This is a genomic window from Mycobacterium sp., from assembly GCF_035697385.1.
In the GTDB taxonomy this organism is placed as follows: Bacteria; Actinomycetota; Actinomycetes; order Mycobacteriales; family Mycobacteriaceae; genus Mycobacterium.
On the sequence record NZ_DASSCY010000071.1, the window covers coordinates 1 to 22,516 of the forward strand.

General features: G+C 65.2%; 24 protein-coding genes and 1 pseudogene. 22 read left to right on the forward strand and 3 right to left on the reverse strand.

What is annotated here, in order from left to right; all coding sequences use genetic code 11:
- Positions 1 to 362 (forward strand): annotated as a pseudogene (locus VFH65_RS06625) (TetR/AcrR family transcriptional regulator); the annotation flags it as partial.
- A 10-nt stretch (positions 363 to 372) separates the two neighbouring features.
- Here the strand turns inward: VFH65_RS06625 and VFH65_RS06630 are convergent.
- Entirely contained in the window at positions 373 to 1,623 is a 1,251-nt protein-coding gene (locus VFH65_RS06630) for a cytochrome P450 (protein WP_353320360.1), read from the reverse strand.
- 121 nt (positions 1,624 to 1,744) lie between these two features.
- Between VFH65_RS06630 and VFH65_RS06635 the strand changes: the two genes are divergently transcribed.
- Together VFH65_RS06635 and VFH65_RS06640 are read left to right on the forward strand one after the other, a co-directional pair.
- Positions 1,745 to 3,319 (forward strand): carboxylesterase/lipase family protein, encoded by a 1,575-nt coding sequence (locus VFH65_RS06635; RefSeq protein WP_414688369.1) that lies wholly within the window; start codon positions 1,745 to 1,747, stop codon positions 3,317 to 3,319.
- Between the two features lie 5 nt (positions 3,320 to 3,324).
- A complete protein-coding gene (locus VFH65_RS06640) occupies positions 3,325 to 3,684 on the forward strand; it encodes a nuclear transport factor 2 family protein (protein ID WP_353320362.1) in 360 nt (119 codons plus the stop codon).
- A 9-nt stretch (positions 3,685 to 3,693) separates the two neighbouring features.
- Here VFH65_RS06640 and VFH65_RS06645 read toward each other — a convergent pair whose 3' ends face one another.
- Positions 3,694 to 4,167: a hotdog fold domain-containing protein gene (locus VFH65_RS06645; RefSeq protein ID WP_353320363.1), complete on the reverse strand. Its 474-nt coding sequence runs from the start codon at positions 4,165 to 4,167 to the stop codon at positions 3,694 to 3,696.
- Positions 4,168 to 4,479: 312 nt separating this feature from the next.
- Here VFH65_RS06645 and rpsJ point away from each other — a divergent pair, with 312 nt between their 5' ends.
- The 15 genes from rpsJ (at position 4,480) to VFH65_RS06720 (ending at position 16,915) form a co-directional block, all read left to right on the forward strand.
- Positions 4,480 to 4,785, forward strand: coding sequence for a 30S ribosomal protein S10 (gene rpsJ / locus VFH65_RS06650; RefSeq protein ID WP_003883485.1), 306 nt, complete (start codon positions 4,480 to 4,482; stop codon positions 4,783 to 4,785).
- A gap of 14 nt (positions 4,786 to 4,799) precedes the next feature.
- Positions 4,800 to 5,453: a 50S ribosomal protein L3 gene (gene rplC, locus VFH65_RS06655; RefSeq protein ID WP_353320364.1), complete on the forward strand. Its 654-nt coding sequence runs from the start codon at positions 4,800 to 4,802 to the stop codon at positions 5,451 to 5,453.
- Positions 5,453 to 6,124, forward strand: a complete 672-nt coding sequence (rplD, locus tag VFH65_RS06660) for a 50S ribosomal protein L4 (RefSeq protein WP_353320365.1) — start codon at positions 5,453 to 5,455, stop codon at positions 6,122 to 6,124. The genes rplC and rplD overlap by 1 nt, the downstream gene beginning before the upstream one ends.
- Entirely contained in the window at positions 6,124 to 6,426 is a 303-nt protein-coding gene (rplW, locus tag VFH65_RS06665) for a 50S ribosomal protein L23 (protein ID WP_353320366.1), read from the forward strand. Before rplD ends, rplW begins: the two co-directional genes overlap by 1 nt.
- Positions 6,427 to 6,468: 42 nt before the next feature.
- Positions 6,469 to 7,311, forward strand: coding sequence for a 50S ribosomal protein L2 (rplB, locus tag VFH65_RS06670; RefSeq protein ID WP_353320367.1), 843 nt, complete (start codon positions 6,469 to 6,471; stop codon positions 7,309 to 7,311).
- Positions 7,312 to 7,320: 9 nt separating this feature from the next.
- Positions 7,321 to 7,602, forward strand: a complete 282-nt coding sequence (rpsS, locus tag VFH65_RS06675; RefSeq protein WP_010908582.1) for a 30S ribosomal protein S19 — start codon at positions 7,321 to 7,323, stop codon at positions 7,600 to 7,602.
- Positions 7,603 to 7,633: 31 nt separating this feature from the next.
- Complete coding sequence (gene rplV / locus VFH65_RS06680) at positions 7,634 to 8,239, forward strand: 50S ribosomal protein L22 (RefSeq protein ID WP_353320368.1); 606 nt, start codon at positions 7,634 to 7,636, stop codon at positions 8,237 to 8,239.
- Positions 8,239 to 9,102 (forward strand): 30S ribosomal protein S3, encoded by an 864-nt coding sequence (rpsC, locus tag VFH65_RS06685; protein WP_353320369.1) that lies wholly within the window; start codon positions 8,239 to 8,241, stop codon positions 9,100 to 9,102. The genes rplV and rpsC overlap by 1 nt, the downstream gene beginning before the upstream one ends.
- 3 nt (positions 9,103 to 9,105) lie before the next feature.
- Positions 9,106 to 9,522 (forward strand): 50S ribosomal protein L16, encoded by a 417-nt coding sequence (rplP, locus tag VFH65_RS06690; RefSeq protein WP_353320370.1) that lies wholly within the window; start codon positions 9,106 to 9,108, stop codon positions 9,520 to 9,522.
- The gene (gene rpmC, locus VFH65_RS06695; RefSeq protein ID WP_353320371.1) at positions 9,522 to 9,755 is read left to right on the forward strand and encodes a 50S ribosomal protein L29; all 234 of its coding nucleotides are present in this window, start codon (positions 9,522 to 9,524) and stop codon (positions 9,753 to 9,755) included. Before rplP ends, rpmC begins: the two co-directional genes overlap by 1 nt.
- Positions 9,755 to 10,069, forward strand: a complete 315-nt coding sequence (rpsQ, locus tag VFH65_RS06700; RefSeq protein WP_353320372.1) for a 30S ribosomal protein S17 — start codon at positions 9,755 to 9,757, stop codon at positions 10,067 to 10,069. The genes rpmC and rpsQ overlap by 1 nt, the downstream gene beginning before the upstream one ends.
- A 321-nt stretch (positions 10,070 to 10,390) precedes the next feature.
- Entirely contained in the window at positions 10,391 to 12,229 is a 1,839-nt protein-coding gene (locus tag VFH65_RS06705; RefSeq protein WP_414688370.1) for a hypothetical protein, read from the forward strand.
- Positions 12,226 to 13,746 (forward strand): hypothetical protein, encoded by a 1,521-nt coding sequence (locus VFH65_RS06710; RefSeq protein WP_353320374.1) that lies wholly within the window; start codon positions 12,226 to 12,228, stop codon positions 13,744 to 13,746. Before VFH65_RS06705 ends, VFH65_RS06710 begins: the two co-directional genes overlap by 4 nt.
- Positions 13,743 to 15,227, forward strand: coding sequence for a glycosyltransferase (locus VFH65_RS06715; protein ID WP_353320375.1), 1,485 nt, complete (start codon positions 13,743 to 13,745; stop codon positions 15,225 to 15,227). The genes VFH65_RS06710 and VFH65_RS06715 overlap by 4 nt, the downstream gene beginning before the upstream one ends.
- 2 nt (positions 15,228 to 15,229) lie before the next feature.
- Positions 15,230 to 16,915, forward strand: a complete 1,686-nt coding sequence (locus VFH65_RS06720; RefSeq protein WP_353320376.1) for an ABC transporter — start codon at positions 15,230 to 15,232, stop codon at positions 16,913 to 16,915.
- On the opposite strand, the gene VFH65_RS06725 is transcribed toward VFH65_RS06720, so the two are convergent.
- Complete coding sequence (locus VFH65_RS06725) at positions 16,912 to 17,619, reverse strand: TetR/AcrR family transcriptional regulator (protein WP_353320377.1); 708 nt, start codon at positions 17,617 to 17,619, stop codon at positions 16,912 to 16,914. The two genes, VFH65_RS06720 and VFH65_RS06725, sit on opposite strands and share 4 nt — an antisense overlap.
- Before the next feature lie 49 nt (positions 17,620 to 17,668).
- Here VFH65_RS06725 and VFH65_RS06730 point away from each other — a divergent pair, with 49 nt between their 5' ends.
- Genes VFH65_RS06730 through VFH65_RS06745 form a run of 4 tightly spaced genes read left to right on the forward strand, consistent with a single transcriptional unit; the run spans position 17,669 to position 22,376 of the window.
- A complete protein-coding gene (locus VFH65_RS06730) occupies positions 17,669 to 18,361 on the forward strand; it encodes a DUF2306 domain-containing protein (RefSeq protein ID WP_414688368.1) in 693 nt (230 codons plus the stop codon).
- A 54-nt stretch (positions 18,362 to 18,415) separates the two neighbouring features.
- Positions 18,416 to 20,767 carry an arylsulfatase gene (locus VFH65_RS06735; protein ID WP_353320379.1) on the forward strand — a complete coding sequence of 784 codons (2,352 nt, stop codon included), beginning with the start codon at positions 18,416 to 18,418 and terminating at the stop codon, positions 20,765 to 20,767.
- The gene (locus VFH65_RS06740) at positions 20,767 to 21,453 is read left to right on the forward strand and encodes a hypothetical protein (protein ID WP_353320380.1); all 687 of its coding nucleotides are present in this window, start codon (positions 20,767 to 20,769) and stop codon (positions 21,451 to 21,453) included. The genes VFH65_RS06735 and VFH65_RS06740 overlap by 1 nt, the downstream gene beginning before the upstream one ends.
- Positions 21,454 to 21,458: 5 nt before the next feature.
- A complete protein-coding gene (locus VFH65_RS06745) occupies positions 21,459 to 22,376 on the forward strand; it encodes a formylglycine-generating enzyme family protein (RefSeq protein WP_353320381.1) in 918 nt (305 codons plus the stop codon).
- Positions 22,377 to 22,516 lie beyond the last annotated feature (140 nt).

Sequence of the window (22,516 nt, forward strand, 5' to 3'; positions counted from 1 at the left end):
TCGTCGTGGCATGGGCGGAATCGATTTCCGAGGCGCCCACAACGTTGACCGCAATGGCGTGGCTGTCGCTGGGGCCCGATATAGGCCGACTCCCCGCATCTGGTCAACCCGAAGCGGGAAGTCCGGAATTGCGTTCCCTGCGTGAACGAATTGCCGAGCAGTACTCGGCGCCGTTCGATGTGATCTTCGATAGCCCGCAGGTCGCCGCGGAACTCGAACCGGTCGACAGGACAATGGCCTTCGCGCTTCTGATCGGCCCGCTGGCGTTCGGCAGGATCAGTACCCTGGCCGAGTTCGACTACGAGGCGGTGGCCGTGGCGGCAGTCGACGGCTTCCTCAAGTGCTTTGCCAAGGACTCGTAGGCGACAGGTGTCATCTCACCGAGTAGCGAATCGGCAGGTGTTTGAGTCCACCCACGAAAGTGGTGGCCGTCAGTTCCGGCTCACCGGCCAGTTCGATGGATTCCAGCCGCGGAATCAGTTCGGTGAAAAGACTGTTCATCTCCATCCGCGCCAGCGCGGCGCCAAGGCAGAAGTGCACCCCGTAACCGAACGCGACGTGCTTGTTGGGGTCGCGGCTGACGTCGAAACGGAACGGCTCGTCGAAAACTTCTTCGTCACGGTTTCCGGAAACGTAAGCCAGATAGACCGATTCACCCTTGGCGATGGGCACTCCACGGACGGAGGTGTCCTCCGCGGCGGTGCGCATGAACTCCTTGACAGGCGTGGTCCAGCGAATCATCTCCTCGACCGCGGTCGGCATCAGATCCATGTTCTGTCGCAAACGTTCTAGCTCGCCGGGGTTCTCGATGAGCGCGAGCAGTCCGCCGGAGATCGCGTCCTTTGTGGTGTCGTGGCCCGCGCTCGCGACGATGACGTAGTACGACGCGGTGTCGACATCGGACAGCGGTTCACCGTCGATGCGTCCGTTGGCGATCGCCGAAGCCAAGTCGTCGGTCGGGTGTTTGCGGCGCGACGCGGTGAGCGTCGCAAAGTAATTGAAGAAGTCGGCGAGCACACCGAGCATGTCCTCGGGAGTCTTACCCCGCTGGAACTCCTCGTCGTCGCCGCCGAACATCTCCTGCGTGAGCATGTGCATCCGCGGAAAGTCCTCCTCGGGCAATCCGAGCAGCGACATGATCACGTACAGCGGGAAGTTGACCGCGATTTCGGTGACGAAATCGCATTCGGGCCCGACCTCGCGCAGCTTGTCGACGTAACGTTTGGCCAATTCGTCGACCCGGACCTTGAGATCGCGCATTGCCTTGGGGCGGAACCAATCCGCGCCGATTGCACGAACCTTGCGATGATGAGGGTCATCCATGTGGATCAGGGTGCGAAGCCCGATGCCCGCGTCGAGTTGCGCCTTGAGTACATCGTCGGCCTCGGCGGTGGCCAGCAATGGCCGTGGCTCGGACAGGAACAGGTTGTTGGCCCGCTCGATGGCCATGATGTCGGCGTGTTTGGTGATCGCCCAGAACGGCCGGTACGGCGGGTTGTCAACCCACGCGACGGGGTTGTTCGCCCGCAGATGGGTCAGCGCCGCGTGCAGTCGTGCGTCGTCGGCATAAGCCTTCGGATCGGCCAGGACCTTCACGGCGTCATCCATCGTCGGCGTGCTCATACGTGCTCCTTCACTGCGGGCTGCGACAAACTTGACGGGTGTCAAGTTCGGATTGTATGTGACGAGCGCCACGCGTGGGAAGGGGCGGGTGGATCGCCTGCGGTTAGGCTCGGACCTCGTGCTGTCTGCATCGGTTCGCATCCCGGCTCGCGCAGCGGTGGCGGTGCTCGCGGCGGTGGTCTTGCTGGCGGGATGTGGGCGCGGCGAGACGGCTGTGCCCGACGATCCCGCGGTGGTGCAGACCCCTGCAGGCGCAGTGCGCGGTACCGTCGCCGCCGACCATCGCCTGTTCTCCGGAATTCCTTACGCCGCACCGCCGGTCGGGCCATTGCGATGGCAGCCACCCGCGCCGGCGCCCACCTGGACCGGGCTTCGCGACGCCACACGCCCGGGTCCACGGTGCATTCAGGACACAAGCACCGATCTCGACCGTCGTCCCACGAGCGAAGACTGTTTGAGCCTCAACGTGTGGACGCCGCCGCCGTCGAATGAACTGCGGCCGGTGGTGGTGTGGATTCACGGCGGCGCCTTCCTCAATGGCAGCGGCGATATCTACAACGCCCGACGGCTGACCAGCCGTGGCGGCATCGTCGTCGTGACCATCAATTACCGGCTGGGCGCGCTGGGTTTCCTGGCGCATCCCGCATTAGGCGCGCCAGGCGAAATCGGTAACTACGGGCTGGCCGACCAACAAGCGGCGCTGCGCTGGGTGCGCGACAGCATCGCCAGTTTCGGAGGCGATCCTGACAAGGTCACCATCGCCGGTGAATCGGCGGGCGGCATGTCCGTGTGCGACCACCTCGTCGCGCCGGAGTCGGCCGGTTTGTTCCGGGCCGCGATCATCCAGAGCGGTCCATGTGAGTCCCAGTACGACTTGCCGACCGCGGAGAAGGTCAGCGCGGAGTACGCCGCCGAGACGGGGTGTGGCGATCCGGCAGCTGCGGCGCAATGCCTGCGCGCCCTGCCTTCCGAAAAACTGCACATGGGTTTGTTCTACGACAATCTCGGCAGCGAACAATTGAGCGGCCCGGTGACCGGGACAGCGACACTTCCGGTGGATCCCGTTACCGGCGTCGCCGAGGGGCGTGCGGCGCGAGTCCCGGTGTTGATCGGCAGCACGGGCGATGAGTTCACGTTGTTCGCGGCGCTGCGGTATCTGCACGGCCGCCCGATGGATGCCGCCCACTATCCGGAACTGCTCGCCGAAGCCTTCGGCGCGGATGCGGATGCCGTCGCGCAGCAATACCCCCCGGATCGCTTCGGCGGCAACGTGCCGTTGGCGTACTCGGCGGCGGTTACCGACGGAGACTTCGCATGTGTGGCCGACCGACTGGCCGACGCACTCACCAAGGCCGAACCCGTGTATGCCTACGAGTTCAACGATCGTGGTGCGCCGGCGCCGGAGTCGTTGCGCGAGGCGCCATTTCCAGTCGGTGCAAGCCATTCGTTGGAGCTACGCTATCTGTTCGACGTCGGCGGCGCGGCCCCGCTCAGCCCTGCCCAACAGCGGCTTGCCGACCAGATGATCGACTACTGGAGTCAATTCGTCAGCACGGGCACACCGGATGCCAACTGGCCGGCGCTTCGCGGCGGTGACGCTGGCGAGCGAATGTCGCTGCAGCCGGACGGCAACCACGTCATCACCACGTTCGAACAAACCCATCAGTGCCCGTTCTGGGCGAGCTTGAAGGGCTAGAACCGATGCCCACTCCGGATTCCAACGCGTACGCCCAAGATTGGGTTCGAGCATGGAACGCCCATGACATCGAGGCCGTGCTGCGCCATTTCCGCGACGACGTCGTGTTCACCTCGCCAGTGGCGGCGCGGGTGCTGCCCGAGACCGGGGGCGTGGTTCGCGGTAAGCGCGCGCTGCGCGAGTACTGGGAGACGGCGTTGAAGACGTTGCCGGACTTGCGCTTCGACATTGTCGGCGTGTACCGCGGCGAATCGGTCCTGGTGATCAACTACCGCAATGAGCGCGGCGGGCTGGTCAACGAGGTGCTGGTCTTCGACGGCGACGGCCTGGTGCGCGAAGGCCACGGCACGTATCTGGAGGGATAGCGCGCGGCGCTATGACGGCGTGACCCAGCACGTGATGTCGGCGTGCACGACTTCGGTTCCGGACTTGTCCACGACGCTGACCGGCACAACAACTTCCATGCCCTCGGTGATCGACGTGAAGTCGGGCGGCTCGAGCCGGGCTCGCACCCGCAGTGACGTCGTCGCCTTCTCGAGATACTGGACATTCATCGCCTTGGGAATCCAGCGATGGCTGGTGGGCACCGTCGCCTCCATGAGCATGCCCATCGCCATCTCGGCGGCGTTGCACGACGCGATCGCGTGCACCGTGTGCAGGTGGTTGTAGATGAAGAACCACTTGGGCACCGTCACCTCGGCCAGGCCCGGCTCCATTCGCACCACGTGTGGCACGATCGTCGCGAAATAGGGCACCCGCGCCATCGCCGCGACCGAGAACAGGCGGGTGCCGCCGGGGCGCTCGGCGAGGCGTTTCCACATCCGATATGTGGTGGTCGGGGCTGCCATGCGGGCCTACCTTACTCTGAAGTAAGAACAGCGCGGGTTTCCCTTCGCCAGAGATTTGGAGGAGCCCCCCGGTTTAAGGCATACTGTTCGGGTTGTCTTGAGCCGGGTTTACGCCTGGCCGGGGCATCCGACCAGCGTCCAAACGGGCGCATCCGGTCCCCATCTCGAGCGCGACGATTTTTGCCGCGGCCGAGTGCGCGTACGGGCGACACACCCGACCGCGGGGACCGGTGGACCACAGACAGATGAACAGCGGCGGCATACCAGCGCGAACGTGCGCCGGGACCCAAGCAAGAGTGAGGTAGGAGAAGCGTGGCGGGACAGAAGATCCGCATCAGGCTCAAGGCCTACGACCACGAGGCGATTGACGCCTCGGCGCGCAAGATCGTGGAAACGGTCACCAGAACCGGCGCCAGCGTGGTTGGGCCCGTGCCGCTGCCGACCGAAAAGAACGTGTACTGCGTCATCCGGTCCCCGCATAAGTACAAGGACTCGCGGGAGCACTTCGAGATGCGCACCCACAAGCGGCTGATCGACATCCTCGACCCGACGCCGAAGACCGTTGACGCCCTGATGCGCATCGATCTGCCGGCAAGCGTCGACGTCAACATCCAGTAGGAGATCCAGAACAGATGGCAAGAAAAGGCATCCTGGGCACCAAGCTGGGCATGACGCAGGTGTTCGACGAGAACAACCGGGTCGTGCCGGTGACGGTCGTGAAGGCCGGCCCCAATGTCGTGACGAAGATCCGCACGCCCGAGCGCGACGGCTATAGCGCCGTGCAGCTGGCGTACGGCGAGATCAGCCCACGCAAGGTCAACAAGCCCTTGACCGGTCAGTACGCGGCAGCCGGCGTCAACCCGCGCCGTCACATTGCCGAGCTGCGGCTCGACGACGAGTCCGCCACCGCGGAGTACGAGGTCGGCCAGGAGCTGACCGCCGAGATCTTCGCCGACGGCAACTACGTCGACGTCACCGGCACCAGCAAGGGCAAGGGCTTCGCGGGCACGATGAAGCGGCACGGCTTCAAAGGCCAGGGCGCCAGCCACGGCGCTCAGGCGGTGCACCGTCGTCCCGGTTCCATCGGTGGCTGCGCCACCCCGGGCCGGGTGTTCAAGGGCACCCGCATGTCGGGCCGGATGGGCAATGACCGCGTGACGACCCAGAACCTGGTGGTGCACAAGGTCGATGCCGACAATGGCGTGCTGCTGATCAAGGGCGCCATCCCCGGACGCAACGGTGGATTGGTAATGGTCCGCAGCGCAATCAAGCGAGGCGAGAAGTAATGGCTGCCAAAGACTCGAAGATCTTAGAGATCCCAGTACACACGCCCGGCGGTAAGAAGGATGGCTCCGTCGAGCTGCCCGCCGAGTTGTTCGACGTCGAGCCGAACATCGCGCTGATGCATCAGGTTGTTGAGGCACAGCGCGCCGCGGGCCGCCAAGGCACGCACTCGACGAAGACTCGCGGTGAGGTTCGCGGCGGCGGCAAGAAGCCGTACCGCCAGAAGGGCACCGGTCGCGCCCGTCAGGGTTCGACGCGCGCTCCGCAGTTCACCGGCGGTGGCGTCGTGCACGGCCCGAAGCCGCGCGACTACAGCCAGCGCACGCCCAAGAAGATGATCGCCGCCGCGCTGCGCGGGGCACTGTCGGACCGGGCGCGCAACGGCCGCATCCACGCGGTCACCGAGCTTGTCGAGGGTCAGACCCCGTCGACCAAGAGCGCCAAGACGTTCCTGGCGACGCTGACCGAGCGCAAGCAGGTGCTGATCGTGGTCGGTCGCACTGACGACACGAGCACCAAGAGCGTGCGCAATCTGCCTGGTGTGCATGTGCTTTCGCCTGATCAGCTCAACACGTACGACGTGCTGAAGGCCGACGACGTGGTGTTCAGCGTCGAGGCGCTGGATGCGTACATCAGCGCGAACACCAACACGGCTGAGGAGGTTTCGGCCTGATGGCAACAGTGACTGACCCCCGCGACATCATCTTGTCCCCGGTCATCTCGGAGAAGTCCTACGGGCTGATCGAGGACAACGTGTACACGTTCGTCGTGCACCCCAACTCGAACAAGACACAGATCAAGATCGCTATCGAGAAGATCTTCAAGGTGAAGGTCGACTCGGTGAACACCCTGAATCGGCAGGGCAAGCGTAAGCGCACCCGCGCCGGTTACGGCCAGCGCAAGAGCACCAAGCGCGCGATCGTCACGCTGGCCCCGGGCAGCAAGCCGATCGACCTGTTCGGAGCACCGGCATGATCTTTTTCAAGCCGGCAGAAGCCTAGAGAGACCTAGAGAATCATGGGAATTCGCAAGTACAAGCCGACGACCCCGGGTCGCCGCGGTGCCAGCGTCTCCGATTTCGGGGAGATCACTCGCGACCATCCGGAGAAGTCGCTGGTTCGCCCGCTGCACGGCAAGGGTGGACGCAACGCGCACGGTCGGATCACCACCCGGCACAAGGGTGGCGGCCACAAGCGCGCCTACCGCGTGATCGACTTCCGTCGCAACGACAAGGACGGCGTCAACGCCAAGGTCGCGCACATCGAGTACGACCCGAACCGCACCGCCAACATCGCGCTGCTTCATTTCCTCGACGGCGAGAAGCGCTACATCATTGCGCCGCAGGGACTTTCGCAGGGCGACATCGTGGAGTCGGGCGCCAATGCCGACATCAAGCCGGGCAATAACCTGCCGCTGCGCAACATCCCGGCGGGCACCGTGATCCACGCCGTCGAGCTGCGGCCAGGCGGCGGCGCCAAGCTGGCGCGGTCGGCAGGCTCGAGCATCCAGCTGCTTGGCAAGGAGGGCACCTACGCCTCCCTGCGCATGCCGTCCGGTGAAATCCGCCGCGTCGACGTGCGCTGCCGCGCCACCGTCGGCGAGGTCGGCAACGCCGAGCAAGCCAACATCAACTGGGGCAAGGCCGGTCGTATGCGGTGGAAGGGCAAGCGCCCCACCGTCCGTGGTGTCGTGATGAACCCGGTCGACCACCCGCACGGCGGCGGCGAGGGCAAGACCTCCGGCGGCCGTCACCCGGTCAGCCCGTGGGGTAAGCCCGAGGGCCGTACCCGCAAGGCACACAAGCCAAGCGACAAGCTCATCGTCCGACGCCGGCGCACCGGCAAGAAGCACCACCGGTAGGAGTAGCCGATGCCACGCAGCCTGAAGAAGGGTCCGTTCGTCGACGACCATCTGCTCAAGAAGGTCGACGTACAGAACGAGAAGAACACCAAGCAGGTCATCAAGACCTGGTCGCGTCGGTCGACCATCATCCCCGACTTCATCGGGCATACCTTTGCGGTGCACGACGGCCGCAAGCATGTCCCGGTGTTCGTCACCGAGGCGATGGTCGGGCACAAGCTCGGCGAGTTCGCACCGACCCGCACGTTCAAGGGTCACATCAAGGACGACCGGAAGGCTAAGCGGCGATGAGCGCTTGCGCGAAGAGCAGAGGGAACAGCTAATGACTTCCGTTGAACAAAATCCGACCGCGGTTGCCAAGGCACGCTTCGTGCGTGTCTCGGCGTCCAAGGCGCGCCGGGTCATTGACCTGGTTCGTGGCAAGTCGGTGTCCGACGCGCTGGACATTCTGCGGTGGGCGCCGCAGGCGGCCAGCGAGCCGGTCGCCAAGGTGATCGCCAGCGCCGCGGCCAACGCGCAGAACAACGACGGTCTGGACCCGTCCACTCTCGTGGTGGCCACCATCCACGCCGACGAGGGCCCGACCGCCAAGCGCATCCGGCCGCGTGCCCAGGGGCGCGCGTTCCGAATCCGCAAGCGCACCAGCCACATCACGGTGATCGTGGAGAGCCGACCCTCGCGTGAGGATCGCGCCTCGGCGCAGTCGGCACGCTCGCGTCGCGCGCAGGGCAGCAAGGCGGCGGCCGCGAAGAAGGCGCCGGCAACGAAGGCAACTGCAGAATCCACGGCACCGAAGAAGGCGACCGCCGAGAAAGCAGCCGCGAAGAAGGCTTCCGGAGCCGCCCCGGCGGCGACATCAGGCACTGCCAAGAAGGCGGCGGCCAAGAAGACTGAAGCTTCTGACGAAGCGAAGGAGGGCTCGGAGTAGTGGGCCAGAAAATCAATCCCCACGGCTTCCGGCTCGGTATCACCACCGACTGGAAGTCCCGGTGGTATGCCGACAAGCAGTACAAGGATTACGTCAAGGAAGACGTGGCGATCCGTCGGCTGCTTGCCACCGGTCTGGAGCGCGCCGGCATCGCCGACGTGGAGATCGAGCGCACCCGTGACCGGGTTCGCGTTGACATCCACACTGCGCGTCCCGGCATTGTCATCGGGCGTCGTGGCACCGAGGCCGACCGCATCCGCGCCGACCTGGAGAAGCTGACCAAGAAGCAGGTGCAGCTGAACATCCTCGAGGTCAAGAACCCCGAGTCGGTGGCGCAGCTGGTGGCTCAGGGTGTGGCGGAACAGCTTTCGAATCGTGTGGCGTTCCGTCGCGCGATGCGCAAGGCCATTCAGTCCGCGATGCGCCAGCCCAACGTCAAGGGCATCCGCGTGCAGTGCTCGGGTCGCCTCGGCGGCGCCGAGATGAGCCGCTCGGAGTTCTACCGCGAGGGCCGGGTGCCGCTGCACACACTGCGTGCCGACATCGATTACGGCCTGTACGAGGCCAAGACCACCTTCGGCCGCATCGGCGTGAAGGTATGGATTTACAAGGGCGACATCGTCGGTGGCAAGCGTGAGGCGACCGCGACGGTTCCGTCCGGTGCCGATCGTCCGCGCCGCGAGCGTCCGTCGGGCACCCGCCCGCGCCGTAGCGGCGCATCGGGTACCACGGCGACGAGCACCGACGCCGGCCGCGCCGCTTCTGGAGCCGAGGAGGCACCGGCAGTCGCCGAGGCCACCGCCGGCACCGAGGCCGCTGCCGGGGCTGCGACGGAAACGCCTACGGAGAACACGGAGAGCTGAGTCATGTTGATTCCCCGCAAGGTCAAGCACCGCAAGCAGCACCACCCGCGGCAGCGCGGCATCGCCAGTGGTGGCACTTCGGTGAGCTTCGGTGATTACGGCATCCAGGCGCTGGAGCATGCCTACATCACCAACCGGCAGATCGAGTCCGCTCGTATCGCCATCAACCGGCACATCAAACGTGGCGGCAAGGTGTGGATCAACATCTTCCCCGACCGCCCGCTGACCAAGAAGCCGGCCGAAACCCGCATGGGCTCCGGCAAGGGCTCGCCGGAGTGGTGGGTGGCCAACGTCAAACCAGGCCGCGTGCTCTTCGAACTGAGCTACCCCGACGAAGCGATCGCCCGGGCCGCACTGACCCGTGCAATCCACAAGCTGCCGATCAAGGCACGCATCGTGACCCGAGAGGAGCACTTCTGATGGCAGTGGGAGTGTCGACGGGCGAACTGCGCGAACTGACCGACGACGAGTTGAAGGACAAGCTGCGCGAGTCCAAGGAAGAGCTGTTCAACCTGCGCTTCCAGATGGCGACCGGCCAGCTCACCAACAACCGTCGGCTTCGCCTGGTGCGTCAAGAAATTGCGCGGGTCTACACAGTCCTGCGCGAACGTGAGTTGGGTCTGGCTTCCGGACCCGCCGGTGAGGAATCGTAATGGCAGACAAGGCAACAACTAAGACCGAAAAGGGTCCGAAGCACACCCCGCGTACCGAGAAGCCGCGCGGTCGGCGCAAGACCCGCATCGGCTATGTGGTGAGCGACAAGATGCAGAAGACCATCGTGGTCGAGCTCGAGGACCGCGTAAAGCACCCGCTCTACGGCAAGATCATCCGGACCACCACCAAGGTCAAGGCGCACGACGAGGACGGCATTGCCGGTGTCGGCGACCGGGTTTCGCTGATGGAGACCCGTCCGCTGTCAGCTACCAAGCGCTGGCGGCTCGTCGAGATTCTCGAGAAGGCCAAGTAACACCGCGTAGCACAACGACGTAACAGCCCCCGCACGCCATGCGTGACGGGGGCTGTTTTTATGCGCGATGCCGGGCGTCTTGCGTTCTCCCGAGTCGGCCGGTGGCGTCCTCGATACCGTGCACGCCGCGGCGCCCGTCGTCAGACTTTCCGGGCAGTTCTTCCAAAGCGTATTTGCGGACGAAAAGATTGGAGAATAATCTGCGCGGTGAATACGGGGTGGGACCGGTGTATTCGTGTGTTTGCGGGGGGTACCGCGGCGGCGGTGTTTGCCGTCCTGCTTGGTGCGCCGCCGGCTTGGCCGGAACCCGGCGATGGCGGCATGCTGGCCGATGCGCCGACGCTCAGCCTGACCGACGTAGGGTCGGAACCCACGATGGCATTCTACGGCGCCACCGGGGTCACATCGCTGACTGTGCCCGTTCCATTAGGCCTGTTACCTGCGGCTTTGGATGTGGTGGTGGAACCTCCGGTGAACTTGAGTACCGGTACGTTGACCGTCACGCAGGACGACCGAACTCTCGCGCGAGTGGTCCTGCCCGCCTCTGATCGCGTGCCGCTGTCCATTCCGCTGACCGGTGTGAGGGTCACCGATAATGCGGTGACGTTGACTTTGCGCAGCTATTTGGTTCCGCTCGAGAATTACTGTTTGGACCCGTCGAATCCACTTCGACTTACTGAGGCGTCAATTCGCTACGAAGGGGTGGAGGCACCGCCGAGGACCGTGGCGGATTTCCTGCCGCCAGTCTTGCGAAAGCTCACCTTGTTTGTGCCGCGTTCGCCGTCACGGGCGGAATCCGATGCGGCGATACGGCTGGCCACAGCGGTCGTGGCGCATTATGGCAAGCAGAACACTGCGGTGGCGGTCGCCGCGCTCGACGAGGGACAGACTGCACCCGGTCCGTCATTGCCGCTGGAACGCAACGTCGTGATCCGCGAGCAGCCTGACAGTGGCGTGGCGTTGCAGGGTGACACGGCAGTCCCGTCACTGCTGATCAGTGGGCCGCCCAACGACCTGACGAATCAGACGCGCGCGATGTGGGGTGACTTCGGAAGGCTCGCGCTGAGTTCGAAAGCCGTTGTGGGACCTCTGCGGTCGAGCCCGCAGCTGCCCCCCGACGTGACGACGTTGCGACAACTCGGTCAACCAGGAGTCAATGCGACGGCACTGGCTCCGCAGGTGTCGATCGCGTTGGATCAGACCCGCCTTGGGCGGCCTGCGCACAATGTCCGGGTCCATCTGCGGGGCTCCTACACGCCGCTGCCGTCGTCGGTCGGCGGCCAGTTGGTGGCCATGATCGGGGGCGAAACCATCGCGCGCTGGCCGACCGACAACACCGGGATCATCGACTACTGGGTCGACGTCCCCGACCGGCTGTTGCAGCGATACACCAACCTGGGCGTCGCGATCAACATCAGCGGCAACACCGGACGCTGCGGCGAGTTCCAGCCCATCACGCTGACCATCGACGGCGACAGCCCGGTCGAGAGCAAGCTCGCCAAACCGCCTCTGCCCGGCGGATTTCAGGCTCTGCCGCAGGCCCTGATGCCGAGGGTGGAGATCGGAATCGGCGAGTCGTTCGACGACACCCTGCGGGCAGTGATGGTCCTCGTCGGCCTGCAGCGGCTGAGCGCACTGCCCATCGACACGGTGGTGAAGTCGCTAGAAGAGGCGATCACCTCACCCAACCCCGCGGTGCTCGTGGACGCCGACGGCTGGACCGACGACCGGATCACCCTGCCGGTCAACGGCAATTCAGCCGGGCACATAGTCGTCGAGGACATCGACGGAACCAGTGAACCGGGTGAGCTGACGCTGGATCCCACACTGCGCTTCGGCTCATTGCAGACCCTGTACGACGGAAAGCGCACGCTGCTGATCGCCACCTCCAACAACGCACCGCAACAGCTGGATGTGCTTCTGAGCTGGCTGGATTCGAATGTCGAACGCTGGTCACGGTTGACAGGCAACGCGCTCATCGCGGTGCCGGACCGCAACCCCGTGCTGGTGGCAACGGCGAACGAAGACCCGCCGACAAGCTCGACTTCGAGCCGTCCAGCGCTGCTGTGGTGGGCAATCGGGCCTGGCGTCGCCGCGGTGGTCGCCATGGCGGCCTGGCTGATCCTCTTGCGCGGCAGGCGGTCTCGGGGTCGGCCATGACGGCTCCCCCCGAAACCAGCGGTTCCGCGTCGGCCCTGTCGCGGTATTACGGCTTGCACCCCTCCTATCGGCTGGCCGTGCGGTGGTTGCTGATTTCCATATTGACCGCGCTCGCCTTCTGGCGAAGCTTTTACAGCATCGGGGTGACGGCAAACGAGCAGAGCCTCGGCGGCTACGTGTGGACGGTCCCTACCGTCGCCATCCTGGTGGCGGTCGGCGTTGCCCGACGCCACCGCACCGAGCTGCCGATTCACGATCGGCAGACCGACATCATCGTCGGGACGATGGGCTTGGTGCTGGCGCTGCTGATCCAGGCCGTGCTCCTGCCGCGATATGCGTTGTACTTCCACCTGCTTCGGCTTGATCTGCTGGCGATGTGGGTGTTCGTGCTCAGCTGCAGCATCGTGCTTTTCGGGCTTCGCCCGGTCAGCCGATTCGCCTGGGTTTGGGCCATGATGGTGATGGTCTTCGCGCTGCCCTACTACCTGTTCGTGATATTCCTCGGCGGCGGCAAGTTCGCCGCAGGCGCGGCCAACCTGATCATCGCGGCCGTCGGAACCGGTATCGCCGTTGGGCGCACAACGCGTCGAGGCGTGTTGGGATCGCTGGGCGCGTGGATCGTCGGTTTCACCGTGCTGACCGCGATCGCCGTGTTGTTCCCCAATGCGCCGCTGGTGGTATATCAGGAGGTTCCGGCGGTGACGGCCGTCTGCGTAGTGGGCGTCGTGATGTACTTCCGGGCCCGCCGGGGACTGCCGAAGCGCGTGCTGGACCGCAAGGTTGAGCCGCTGGCGGCCAAACAAGTCGGGGCGGGCGTACCGCTGGTCGTCGCGGTTGCCGTCGCCTTGGCGTTCGTCCGATTGCCCACGGATGTCAGTACAGCGCCGGTCGATCGGGCGAGCCCGTACCACCTGTCCGCCGGCCAAGCGCTCGCCACACCGCCGGGCTGGGCGACGGTGCGAACGCAGGACTACGGCGATACGAAGCGCCTGTACGGCGAAGGTTCTGTGCTGGTCCGGCAATGGATGACGGCGTTGACCGGTGACCCCCGCTTCGACAAGTTCGCCCGCCCGAGAATTGTGGTGGTGGACAGTCTGGTGAGTCGTCGCCCCTTCTCGTTCGGTGTCTATCCCGGTCGGGTGTTGTACGGATTGACCGCCGCCCGGTTCAGCGCGCTCAGATCCGTCGACCTGGGTATGGGTGTGACGGGGCAGATCGTTTCGGTGGTCGATGACGACCTGTTGGTGACCTGGGATGCCGTGGAGTTCGCTTGGGGGAATCGCCAACTCGCACAGCGTGTCTCCATCTTCGCCGTCGACAATCACGATCAGGATGCTCCGTTTCCTGAGCCGTCGGGCGACATGGTATCGACGCTGCGGACACTGATCACTTTGTTGTTCCGTGGCAACGCGGTTTTCGATGCCCGCACGGCGTCATTCAAGGACGCCGAGTTGCTCACGGAATTCGGTCGAGAGCTGGTGGCCGCGCAGTTCCCGCCCTCAGGGGCGGGCGGATGAGCACCGGAACCGAAAGGACCTCGCCCGCCTCGATCACCGACGAGGAGCGCGATTACGCGCTGCGACGAGCGATCGACGGTCTGCGCGAGGACGATCCGGTGGCCTCGGCGTCGACCGCCGTCACCGCCTGGCAGCGATGGGTGCTCTGGTCGCTGTTGGTCACCGTCATCGGGTTGGCGATCTGGCGGCCCGAGGGCACCGCCGTCGCGTTGGTCGGCCTGTGCACTCTGGGTTACCTGCTCACCATGTTCGACAGGTTGTTGATCTTCCGCGACGGTCTGGCGACGCGGCCCGTGGTCGTCACCGACGAACAAGCCCGGGCGATACCCGACGCCGATCTACCGCTGTACACGATTCTCGTTCCCGCCTACGACGAACCCGAAGTCGTGGGTGACCTCATCGGAGCGATGGCAGCGCTGGAGTATCCGCCCGACAAACTCCAGGTGCTACTGCTGCTCGAAGCCGACGACGATGTGACCATCGCCGCAGCCAAAGGGTCCGCCGAATCCGACGCCATCAGCATCGTGCTGGTGCCACCTGCCGAGCCGCGAACGAAACCGAAAGCCTGTAACTACGGCCTGTACTTCGCCACCGGTCAGATCGTCACGATCTACGACGCCGAGGATCTACCAGAACCGTTGCAGTTGCGCAGAGTGGTGGCGGCCTTTCATCGCCTGCCCCCCAATATCGCTTGTGTGCAAGCAAAATTGGAATACCACAACGGACACCAGAACTTGCTCACGGCATGGTTCACCGCCGAGTACCGGCTGTGGTTCGGTTACCTGTTGCCGGGCATGACGCGAACATCATCGCCGATTCCATTGGGCGGCACGTCGAATCACCTTCGCCGCGAAGTTCTCGACGAGATCGGTGCGTGGGATCCGTTCAATGTCACCGAGGACGCCGACCTCGGCTTGCGCATCGCTGCGAGCGGATACCACACGGCCGTCGTCGATTCCAGAACTCTCGAAGAGGCCAACAGCGACGCGATCAACTGGATCCGGCAGCGATCCCGTTGGTACAAGGGCTACCTGCAGACGTGGCTGGTGCAGATCCGCCGACCCGTGCGCCTCCTGCGCACCATCGGTTGGCGCAGCTTCGTTCGCTTCAACCTCGTCATGTGCGGCACCCCTGTCATCGCAGTGCTCAACCTGGCGTTCTGGTTGATCACCCTGCTCTGGTTCCTCGGCCAGCCGGCCGCAGTTGAGGCCGTATTCCCTTGGTACATATACTTTCCCGCGCTGATCGCGCTGGTCCTGGGCAATGCCGCGACGCTCTACATGAACCTGATCACGTTGCGCGAAGACGACCGCGCCGATCTGCTGGTGGCCGCACTGACCGTGCCGGTGTTCTGGTTGATGATGAGTGTGGCCGCCGCCAAGGGCTGCTACCAGCTCATCCGCAATCCGTCTTACTGGGAGAAGACGGCTCATGGGTTGACGTCGCGGCCCGACGCCAGCGACGCCGAGCCGGCCGGATAGCCATGACGACGCGCCGATGGTCGGACCGCAAGCTGAAGGTCACGGTCTTCTCCACGTCACTGGTGGTGTACCTCGCGGTCGGCTACTGGCTGCAGGTGCAGCAGGGATTCATTCTCGGCGACGCCCTTTCACGGGTGTCGGCAGCCCAAGGCGCCCTGTTCAGCCGCGACCCGCATCTGGCAGCCATCGGGTTCGTCTTCACCCCGTTGACCGCGATGCTTCAGCTACCGGCGATCGCCGTGAGCCCGCTGTGGCCCGAGATGACTGAACGCGCATTCTCGGGAACCATCATGTCTGGGGCATTCATGGCCGGCGGTGTAGTCCAGATCCTCGGCATGGGCACTGATCGGGGGCTACCGCGTCCATACGTCTTGACGATCGCCGCATTGTTCGCGCTGAACCCGATGATTGTGTTCTACGGCGCCAACGGTATGAGCGAGGCGCCGTTCATCTTCTTCATGTCATGGGCGGTCCGCAGACTCATCATGTGGATGGTCGACGACGACGTGCACCATCTGATCACCGCAGGCGGCATCGCGATGGGCCTGGCTTACCTGACCCGCTACGACGCGGTGGCCTGCATCGCCGCGGCGGGCCTGCTGGTGGCCGGGACCACGTACGTCAGGGCCAGGCCGCCGCCTCGCATCCGCCGGGCGCTGCTGGACCTGATCATGGTCAGCGGCCCCGGGTTTGGGGCATTCGTCGGCTGGGCGGGTGTCAGTTGGCTGATCACCGGTGAAGCGTTCGCACAATTCACCTCGCAGTACGGCAACACCGCGATCCTCGATCAGTCTGGCCAGGGCACAACGGATTTCGCCGGCGGAGTCCTCTTCGCCGCGGTGTGCATCACGCTGCTCGCGCCGACGCTGCTGCCCATTGCCGTCTGGGGCACCGTCCGCCGCTGGTCGCAGCGGAACTGGCAAGTACTACTTGTGCCGTTGGCGATATACGGTGCGGCGCTGGCTTTTCAGGCCTTCAGCTATGCGACGGGGTCGACCTTTCCCTTTCTGCGGTTCTACATCATCGCCATTCCGCTCAGCGCGTGCCTGGCCATGCTTGCCGTGCCGGACGGACAGCTTGTTCCGGCCAAACGCCGGGGCAGGTATGCACCGCCGCAGGTCGAATCGCCGGGCAGGGTCCGCAGGCCGTTGGTGGCCTATCTCCCTGTCGCGGCCGCCTTTGCGCTCGCCGTCCCGATCACTGCGTGGGGGATGGGTCAGCCCAAGTACGCACCGCAGGAGTATGCGCTGGGCGCGGTGCTGGCGCCGGATCCCAACAGCGTGAGCGAGCGCAAGGCCCTCGAACACCGCATCGCGGCCAGCTTCTCCACGGAACGGGAGATCGCCGACTACTTGGAGAAGCTGAACCTGCCGAAAAGCTCGGTGATCACCGACACCGTATACGGCTTCGCCATCATCGCAGCGTCGCAGCATCCCAAAACCTTTGTGGTGCCATCTGATCCGGACTTCACCACCTTGCTCAACGCGCCGGCCGACAACGGCGTCGAATATCTACTGGCGGTACCTCCGACGGGCCGAGGGCGCTCCGATGCGCTGAACCTGCGCTATCCCACGTTGTACGAGTCGGGTGCCGACGTCGCCACGCTTGAAATGGAGATCCCCAATAACGGTGACAGCCAGCCGAATTGGCGACTGTACCGGGTGAACGAACCGGCACCGGAAAGCTAGGCGATCTTGTCGGCGACGCCGTCGAGCAGAAGGCTCAATCCGGAGTGGAAAGCGGCAAGGGGGCCCTCGTCGGCCTGGTCGAACACCCCTGCATCCAATGCCGTCGCCAGCGCGGGGAACCGGTCGGGGTCCAGCAGCCGGCGAAGCAGAGCTGGATATTCGGGGCCGCCGACGTGGCCCACAGCCTCGATGTCCAGCGCCGCCGCACCGCGCACGAAGTGCAACACGGCCATGACGGCGGCCAGCTTGTCACCCTCGGAAAGACCGGTGCGGCCCAATGTGCGCAGCCCGGCGTCCAGCCAGGCCAACTGCCCGGGATCCGCCGGTGGGCCTGCCGACGCGGCGTGCAGAATCCACGGATGCCGGTGATACACCTTCCATAGCCCGGCGGCCCAATTGGCAAGGGCGTCACGCCAACTCGCGCGACTCGCGGGAGCCGGCGGTGGGGGCCCTGGGCCCGCGGAGAGCATGAACGTCATCAGCTCGTCTTTGTTTGCCACATGCCGGTATAGAGACATGGTGCCGCAGCCCAGCCGCTTGGCAAGGCGGGCCATCGACAGCGCGCCGAGACCGTCGGCGTCGGCCAGCTCGATGGCGGCCGCGACGATGCGCTCGCGGCTCAGCCCACGTGAACCTCGAGGCGCCGCAGTGTCGCGCCACAGCACGTCCAGCACGCGCGGCAGCGGCTCCTCACCTGGGGTCATCACGGCCAGCGTAAACCATTTCCGCGACGGTTGCGTATGCCGTACGCTGATGCGTATGACATACGCATCAGCTGGGTCCCGCAGAAGATGGCTGGCACCAGCGCTGGCGGTGATCGTGGTGGTGTTCCTGGCGGTGTCACTGCCGCCGTACTTCACCGGCGGCACGCGTGTGCCCGCGACGTTTGCGCTGCACTATCCGCTGCTCGTCGCCCACGTGATGTTCGGCGGCGTGGCGATGGTGGCTGCGGTGGCCCAGATCTGGCCGCGGTTGCGAACCCGCCACCCGGTGCTGCACCGCCGGGTCGGTCGGGTCTATGTCGGCGCCGCGATCCCGGCCGCACTGTGTGCAATGGTGATCGGTGCCGCGACGCCGTTCGGGCCAATCCTGGCGGTGAGCAATGTGTTCCTGGCGGCGCTGTGGTTGTGGTTCACGATCAACGGCTACCTCGCCGCACGGCAGCGCCGCTTCGCCGAGCACCGTCGCCACATGGTCTTCAGCGCCACGCTGGCGTTGTCGATCATCACCAATCGCCTCTGGACGCCGATTCTCTTCATCGCGATGCACCCCTTGCAGGACAGCGTCTTTGGCGGAAATGAGGAGCACTTCCTGTGGTTTGCCGCCGGCCTCGGCGCTTGGCTGGGTTGGACGATTCCGTTCCTGGCCGTGCGACGGTGGTTGTACAGGAAACAAGTAATGGCGCCATCGTCAATTTCCCAGCTAACCGGCCCCCGACCGGGGTAATGTCCGGGCGGTCGCCGACAAGCGGGCGATCCACTAACCGGGACGAGGCGGGCCATGGCAACGGAATTCAACGGCAAGATCGAGCTGGACATTCGGGATTCCGAGCCGGACTGGGGACCGTACGCCGCCCCCACGGCTGCCAAAGATGCGCCCAACGTTCTGTACATCGTCTGGGACGACACCGGCATCGCCACCTGGGACTGCTTCGGTGGGTTGGTCGACATGCCGGCCATGAGCCGCATCGCCGAACGTGGCGTGCGGCTTTCGCAGTTCCACACCACCGCGTTGTGCTCGCCCACGCGGGCCTCGCTGCTGACGGGGCGCAATGCCACCACGGTCGGGATGGCCACGATCGAGGAGTTCACCGACGGGTTCCCGAACTGCAACGGGCGGATCCCGCACGACACCGCGCTGCTCTCAGAGGTTCTCGCCGAGCGCGGTTACAACACCTACTGCGTCGGCAAGTGGCACCTCACACCGCTGGAAGAGTCCAATCTTGCCGCCACCAAACGACATTGGCCGTTGTCGCGGGGATTCGAGCGGTTCTACGGCTTCATGGGCGGCGAGACCGATCAGTGGTATCCCGAACTCGTATACGACAACCACCCCGTCGCACCACCGGGGCTGCCGGAGGACGGCTATCACCTGTCGAAGGACCTCGCGGACAAGACAATCGAATTCATCCGCGACGCAAAGGTGATCGCCCCCGACAAGCCGTGGTTCTCCTACCTCTGTCCCGGTGCCGGCCACGCACCGCATCACGTCTTCAAGGAGTGGGCCGACCGCTACACCGGCCGCTTCGACATGGGCTACGAGCGCTACCGCGAAGTCGTGCTGGAGAATCAGAAGAAGCTCGGCATCGTCCCCCCGGACACTGAGCTGTCGCCGATGAACCCCTATTCGGATGTCAAGGGGCCCAACGGCGAACCATGGCCGCCGCAGGACACCGTGCGGCCGTGGGACTCGCTGAGCGACGACGAGAAACGTCTGTTCTGCCGGATGGCCGAGGTCTTCGCCGGATTCCTCAGCTACACCGACGCCCAAATCGGCCGCGTGCTGGACTATTTGGACGAATCGGGCCAGCTGGACAACACCATCATCGTGGTGATCTCCGACAACGGCGCCAGCGGCGAAGGCGGGCCGAACGGCTCGGTGAACGAGGTGAAGTTCTTCAACGGCTACATCGACACGGTTGAGGACGGTCTGCGCTTGATGGACAACCTCGGCGGGCCGGAGACCTACAACCACTATCCGATCGGTTGGGCGATGGCGTTCAACACGCCGTACAAACTGTTCAAGCGCTACGCCTCGCACGAGGGCGGCATTGCCGACACCGCAATCGTTTCCTGGCCCAAAGGCATTGCCGCACATGGGGAAGTGCGGGACAACTATGTCAACGTCTGCGATATCACTCCGACGGTGTGCGACCTGCTCGGCATCACACCGCCTGTGACGGTGAAAGGTGTTCCTCAGAAACCGTTGGACGGGGTGAGTTTCAAAGTGGTCCTTGACAATCCGGGCGCGCCGACGGGCAAGGAGACGCAGTTCTACACCATGTTGGGCACCCGCGGGATCTGGCACAAGGGATGGTTCGCCAACACCGTCCACGCCGCGTCGCCGGCCGGCTGGTCGCATTTCGACACCGACCGTTGGGAGCTGTTCGACATCGCGGCGGACCGCAGCCAGTGCCACGATCTGGCCGCTGAGAATCCCGAACGGCTAGAGGAACTCAAGGCGTTGTGGTTCAGCGAGGCCGACAAGTACAACGGTTTGCCGCTGGCCGACCTGAACATCTTCGAGACGATGACCCGGCCGCGGCCGTATCTATCCGGCGCGCGCGACGCCTATTCGTACTATCCCGGTACCGCCGATGTCGGCGTCGGCGCGGCCGTCGAGATCCAGGGTCGGTCGTTTGCCGTCATCACCGAGGTGACCATCGATACGGCGGGCGCCGAGGGGGTGCTGTTCAAGCACGGCGGCGCGCACGGCGGGCACGTCATGTTCATTCAGGACGGACGGCTGCACTACATCTACAACTTCTTGGGTGAGGAGGAGCAGCGACTGTCCTCGAATGATGCGATTCCACTTGGCAAGCACACATTCGGTGTCGCCTTTGCGCGCAGCGGCACCGTGGAAGGCAGTCACACTCCGGTCGGCGACGCCGCGCTGTTCATCGACGACACCGAGGTGGCGCTGCGCAACGGCATGAAGATCCATCCCGGAACGTTCGGCCTTGCCGGTGCGAGCCTTTCCGTCGGACGCAACACCGGTTCTCCGGTCTCGCGCGCGTACAAGGCGCCGTTCGCGTTCACAGGTGGCACCATCGCACTCGTGAACGTTGACGTCTCGGGCAAGCCCTACGCGGATCTGGAACGAGAATTCGCCCGGGCTTTCGCGAAGGACTGATGAACCGCGCTTGGGCCGGCATCGCGTTCGCCTGCGTATTGGCGGCGTGCGTGCGGACCAGCGACGGTGTGCCCGTTGCCGGTGAGCAGACCGCGACTACCCCGCCGTCGGTTCCGTCGCTGACGACGCAGCCCACTCAAGAGGCAGATCAGTCAGCTCCCGGTGTCGTGCCCACCACGAAGGCCCCGGTCCCGCCCAACTTTGTCGCCTGCTCGCAGCCGATTCAGCCTGCGGTGAGGATGACCGCCGAGGTCGACAACCCGCAGGCGCCGAAGATCACCGTCGGCGTCCCGGATGGCTGGTCGATGGCGGGGGGCTCCGGCGACGTCGGCGGACGGCTGGAGGGGCCGCGCGGGATGTGGGCGACAGTGACGATCGCGCAGACACAATTGGATCCGACGGCGGCGTTCCGCAAACACGCCGACGACCTGATGTCCAGATCGGCCGTCAGCAGCGTCAGCATCATGCCGGGGGAGCTCTGTGGATACAGCGGGCAGAAGCTGATTGGCGCGTGGTCGGATACGCCGCAGAATGCCGTCGAGTTCGAGGACCGCATCGCCCATATCTGGACCAACAGCGGTACCAGCTTTCTGGTCGCGGTACACGTGCAGGCGCCCATGAGCACCGACGGGTTCGACGCCGCCGCGGACCTGCTGACGGAGGATTTCGAGATCGTCCTACCGTGAAGACCATGCTCACCGAGCTCGTCGAGCTGCCCGGCGGATCATTTCGGATGGGCTCGACACAGTTCTATCCCGAAGAAGCGCCGGAACACACGGCGACCGTCGCCCCCCTCGCGGTCGAACGCCATCCGGTGACCAACTCACAGTTCGCCGAGTTCGTCGCCGACACCGGTTACGTCACGGTCGCCGAACAGGAACTCGATCCGGCGCTGTATCCCGGCGCGGCGCCGCAGGATCTGGTGCCCGGCGCGCTGGTGTTCCGTCCTACCCGCGGTCCGGTCGATCTGCGGGACTGGCGGCAGTGGTGGGACTGGGCGCCAGGCGCCTGCTGGCGGCATCCGTTCGGTCCTGACAGCGATATTGAGGACCGGCTGGACCATCCGGTGGTCCAGGTTGCCTATCCCGATGCGGCCGCGTATGCCCGCTGGGCCGGTCGCCGGCTACCCACCGAAGCCGAGTGGGAGTACGCGGCGCGTGGGGGCGCGACCACCATCTATCCCTGGGGCGACGACGCCGCCCCTGGCGGACGGCTGATGGCCAACACCTGGCAGGGCCGGTTCCCGTACCGCAACGACGGCGCATTGGGCTGGGTGGGGACGTCACCGGTCGGCACGTTCCCACCGAACGGATTCGGGCTCGTCGACGTAATCGGCAACGTCTGGGAGTGGACGACGACGGAGTTCTCCGCGCATCACCGAAGGGCAGGGGGACGACCCGGGAACCAACCGGGCCCGGCGGCGACGCAGTCCTGCTGCGGCCCGTCTCAGATATCCCAGCCGGACCCGACGGTCAACCTGACGCTCAAGGGCGGCTCGCATCTGTGTGCGCCGGAGTACTGCCACCGGTATCGCCCGGCCGCGCGCTCACCGCAGTCGCAGGACAGCGCGACGACGCACATCGGGTTCCGCTGCGCTCGCGACGCCTGACAGCGCCGCCCGAGTCAGCCGGCCTCGCCCGGCATCCGTGGTTCCTGCCGCAGGTCATGCACGGCCGGCCCCTCGATGCGCGCGCCGGATGCCTCGAACCGCGAGCCGTGCAGCGGGCAGTCCCAGCTCGTCTCGGCGTC

What these genes read in the sequence shown, in the direction of transcription:
- VFH65_RS06630 (WP_353320360.1), bottom strand. Translation starts at nt 1,623, where the DNA reads ATGAGCACGCCGACGATGGATGACGCCGTGAAGGTCCTGGCCGATCCG.
- VFH65_RS06640 (WP_353320362.1), top strand. Translation starts at nt 3,325, where the DNA reads ATGCCCACTCCGGATTCCAACGCGTACGCCCAAGATTGGGTTCGAGCA.
- VFH65_RS06645 (WP_353320363.1), bottom strand. Translation starts at nt 4,167, where the DNA reads ATGGCAGCCCCGACCACCACATATCGGATGTGGAAACGCCTCGCCGAG.
- rplC (WP_353320364.1), top strand. Translation starts at nt 4,800, where the DNA reads ATGGCAAGAAAAGGCATCCTGGGCACCAAGCTGGGCATGACGCAGGTG.
- rplD (WP_353320365.1), top strand. Translation starts at nt 5,453, where the DNA reads ATGGCTGCCAAAGACTCGAAGATCTTAGAGATCCCAGTACACACGCCC.
- rplW (WP_353320366.1), top strand. Translation starts at nt 6,124, where the DNA reads ATGGCAACAGTGACTGACCCCCGCGACATCATCTTGTCCCCGGTCATC.
- rplB (WP_353320367.1), top strand. Translation starts at nt 6,469, where the DNA reads ATGGGAATTCGCAAGTACAAGCCGACGACCCCGGGTCGCCGCGGTGCC.
- rpsS (WP_010908582.1), top strand. Translation starts at nt 7,321, where the DNA reads ATGCCACGCAGCCTGAAGAAGGGTCCGTTCGTCGACGACCATCTGCTC.
- rplV (WP_353320368.1), top strand. Translation starts at nt 7,634, where the DNA reads ATGACTTCCGTTGAACAAAATCCGACCGCGGTTGCCAAGGCACGCTTC.
- rplP (WP_353320370.1), top strand. Translation starts at nt 9,106, where the DNA reads ATGTTGATTCCCCGCAAGGTCAAGCACCGCAAGCAGCACCACCCGCGG.
- rpmC (WP_353320371.1), top strand. Translation starts at nt 9,522, where the DNA reads ATGGCAGTGGGAGTGTCGACGGGCGAACTGCGCGAACTGACCGACGAC.
- rpsQ (WP_353320372.1), top strand. Translation starts at nt 9,755, where the DNA reads ATGGCAGACAAGGCAACAACTAAGACCGAAAAGGGTCCGAAGCACACC.
- VFH65_RS06705 (WP_414688370.1), top strand. Translation starts at nt 10,391, where the DNA reads ATGCTGGCCGATGCGCCGACGCTCAGCCTGACCGACGTAGGGTCGGAA.
- VFH65_RS06710 (WP_353320374.1), top strand. Translation starts at nt 12,226, where the DNA reads ATGACGGCTCCCCCCGAAACCAGCGGTTCCGCGTCGGCCCTGTCGCGG.
- VFH65_RS06715 (WP_353320375.1), top strand. Translation starts at nt 13,743, where the DNA reads ATGAGCACCGGAACCGAAAGGACCTCGCCCGCCTCGATCACCGACGAG.
- VFH65_RS06720 (WP_353320376.1), top strand. Translation starts at nt 15,230, where the DNA reads ATGACGACGCGCCGATGGTCGGACCGCAAGCTGAAGGTCACGGTCTTC.
- VFH65_RS06725 (WP_353320377.1), bottom strand. Translation starts at nt 17,619, where the DNA reads ATGACCCCAGGTGAGGAGCCGCTGCCGCGCGTGCTGGACGTGCTGTGG.
- VFH65_RS06730 (WP_414688368.1), top strand. Translation starts at nt 17,669, where the DNA reads ATGCGTATGACATACGCATCAGCTGGGTCCCGCAGAAGATGGCTGGCA.
- VFH65_RS06735 (WP_353320379.1), top strand. Translation starts at nt 18,416, where the DNA reads ATGGCAACGGAATTCAACGGCAAGATCGAGCTGGACATTCGGGATTCC.
- VFH65_RS06740 (WP_353320380.1), top strand. Translation starts at nt 20,767, where the DNA reads ATGAACCGCGCTTGGGCCGGCATCGCGTTCGCCTGCGTATTGGCGGCG.
- VFH65_RS06745 (WP_353320381.1), top strand. Translation starts at nt 21,459, where the DNA reads ATGCTCACCGAGCTCGTCGAGCTGCCCGGCGGATCATTTCGGATGGGC.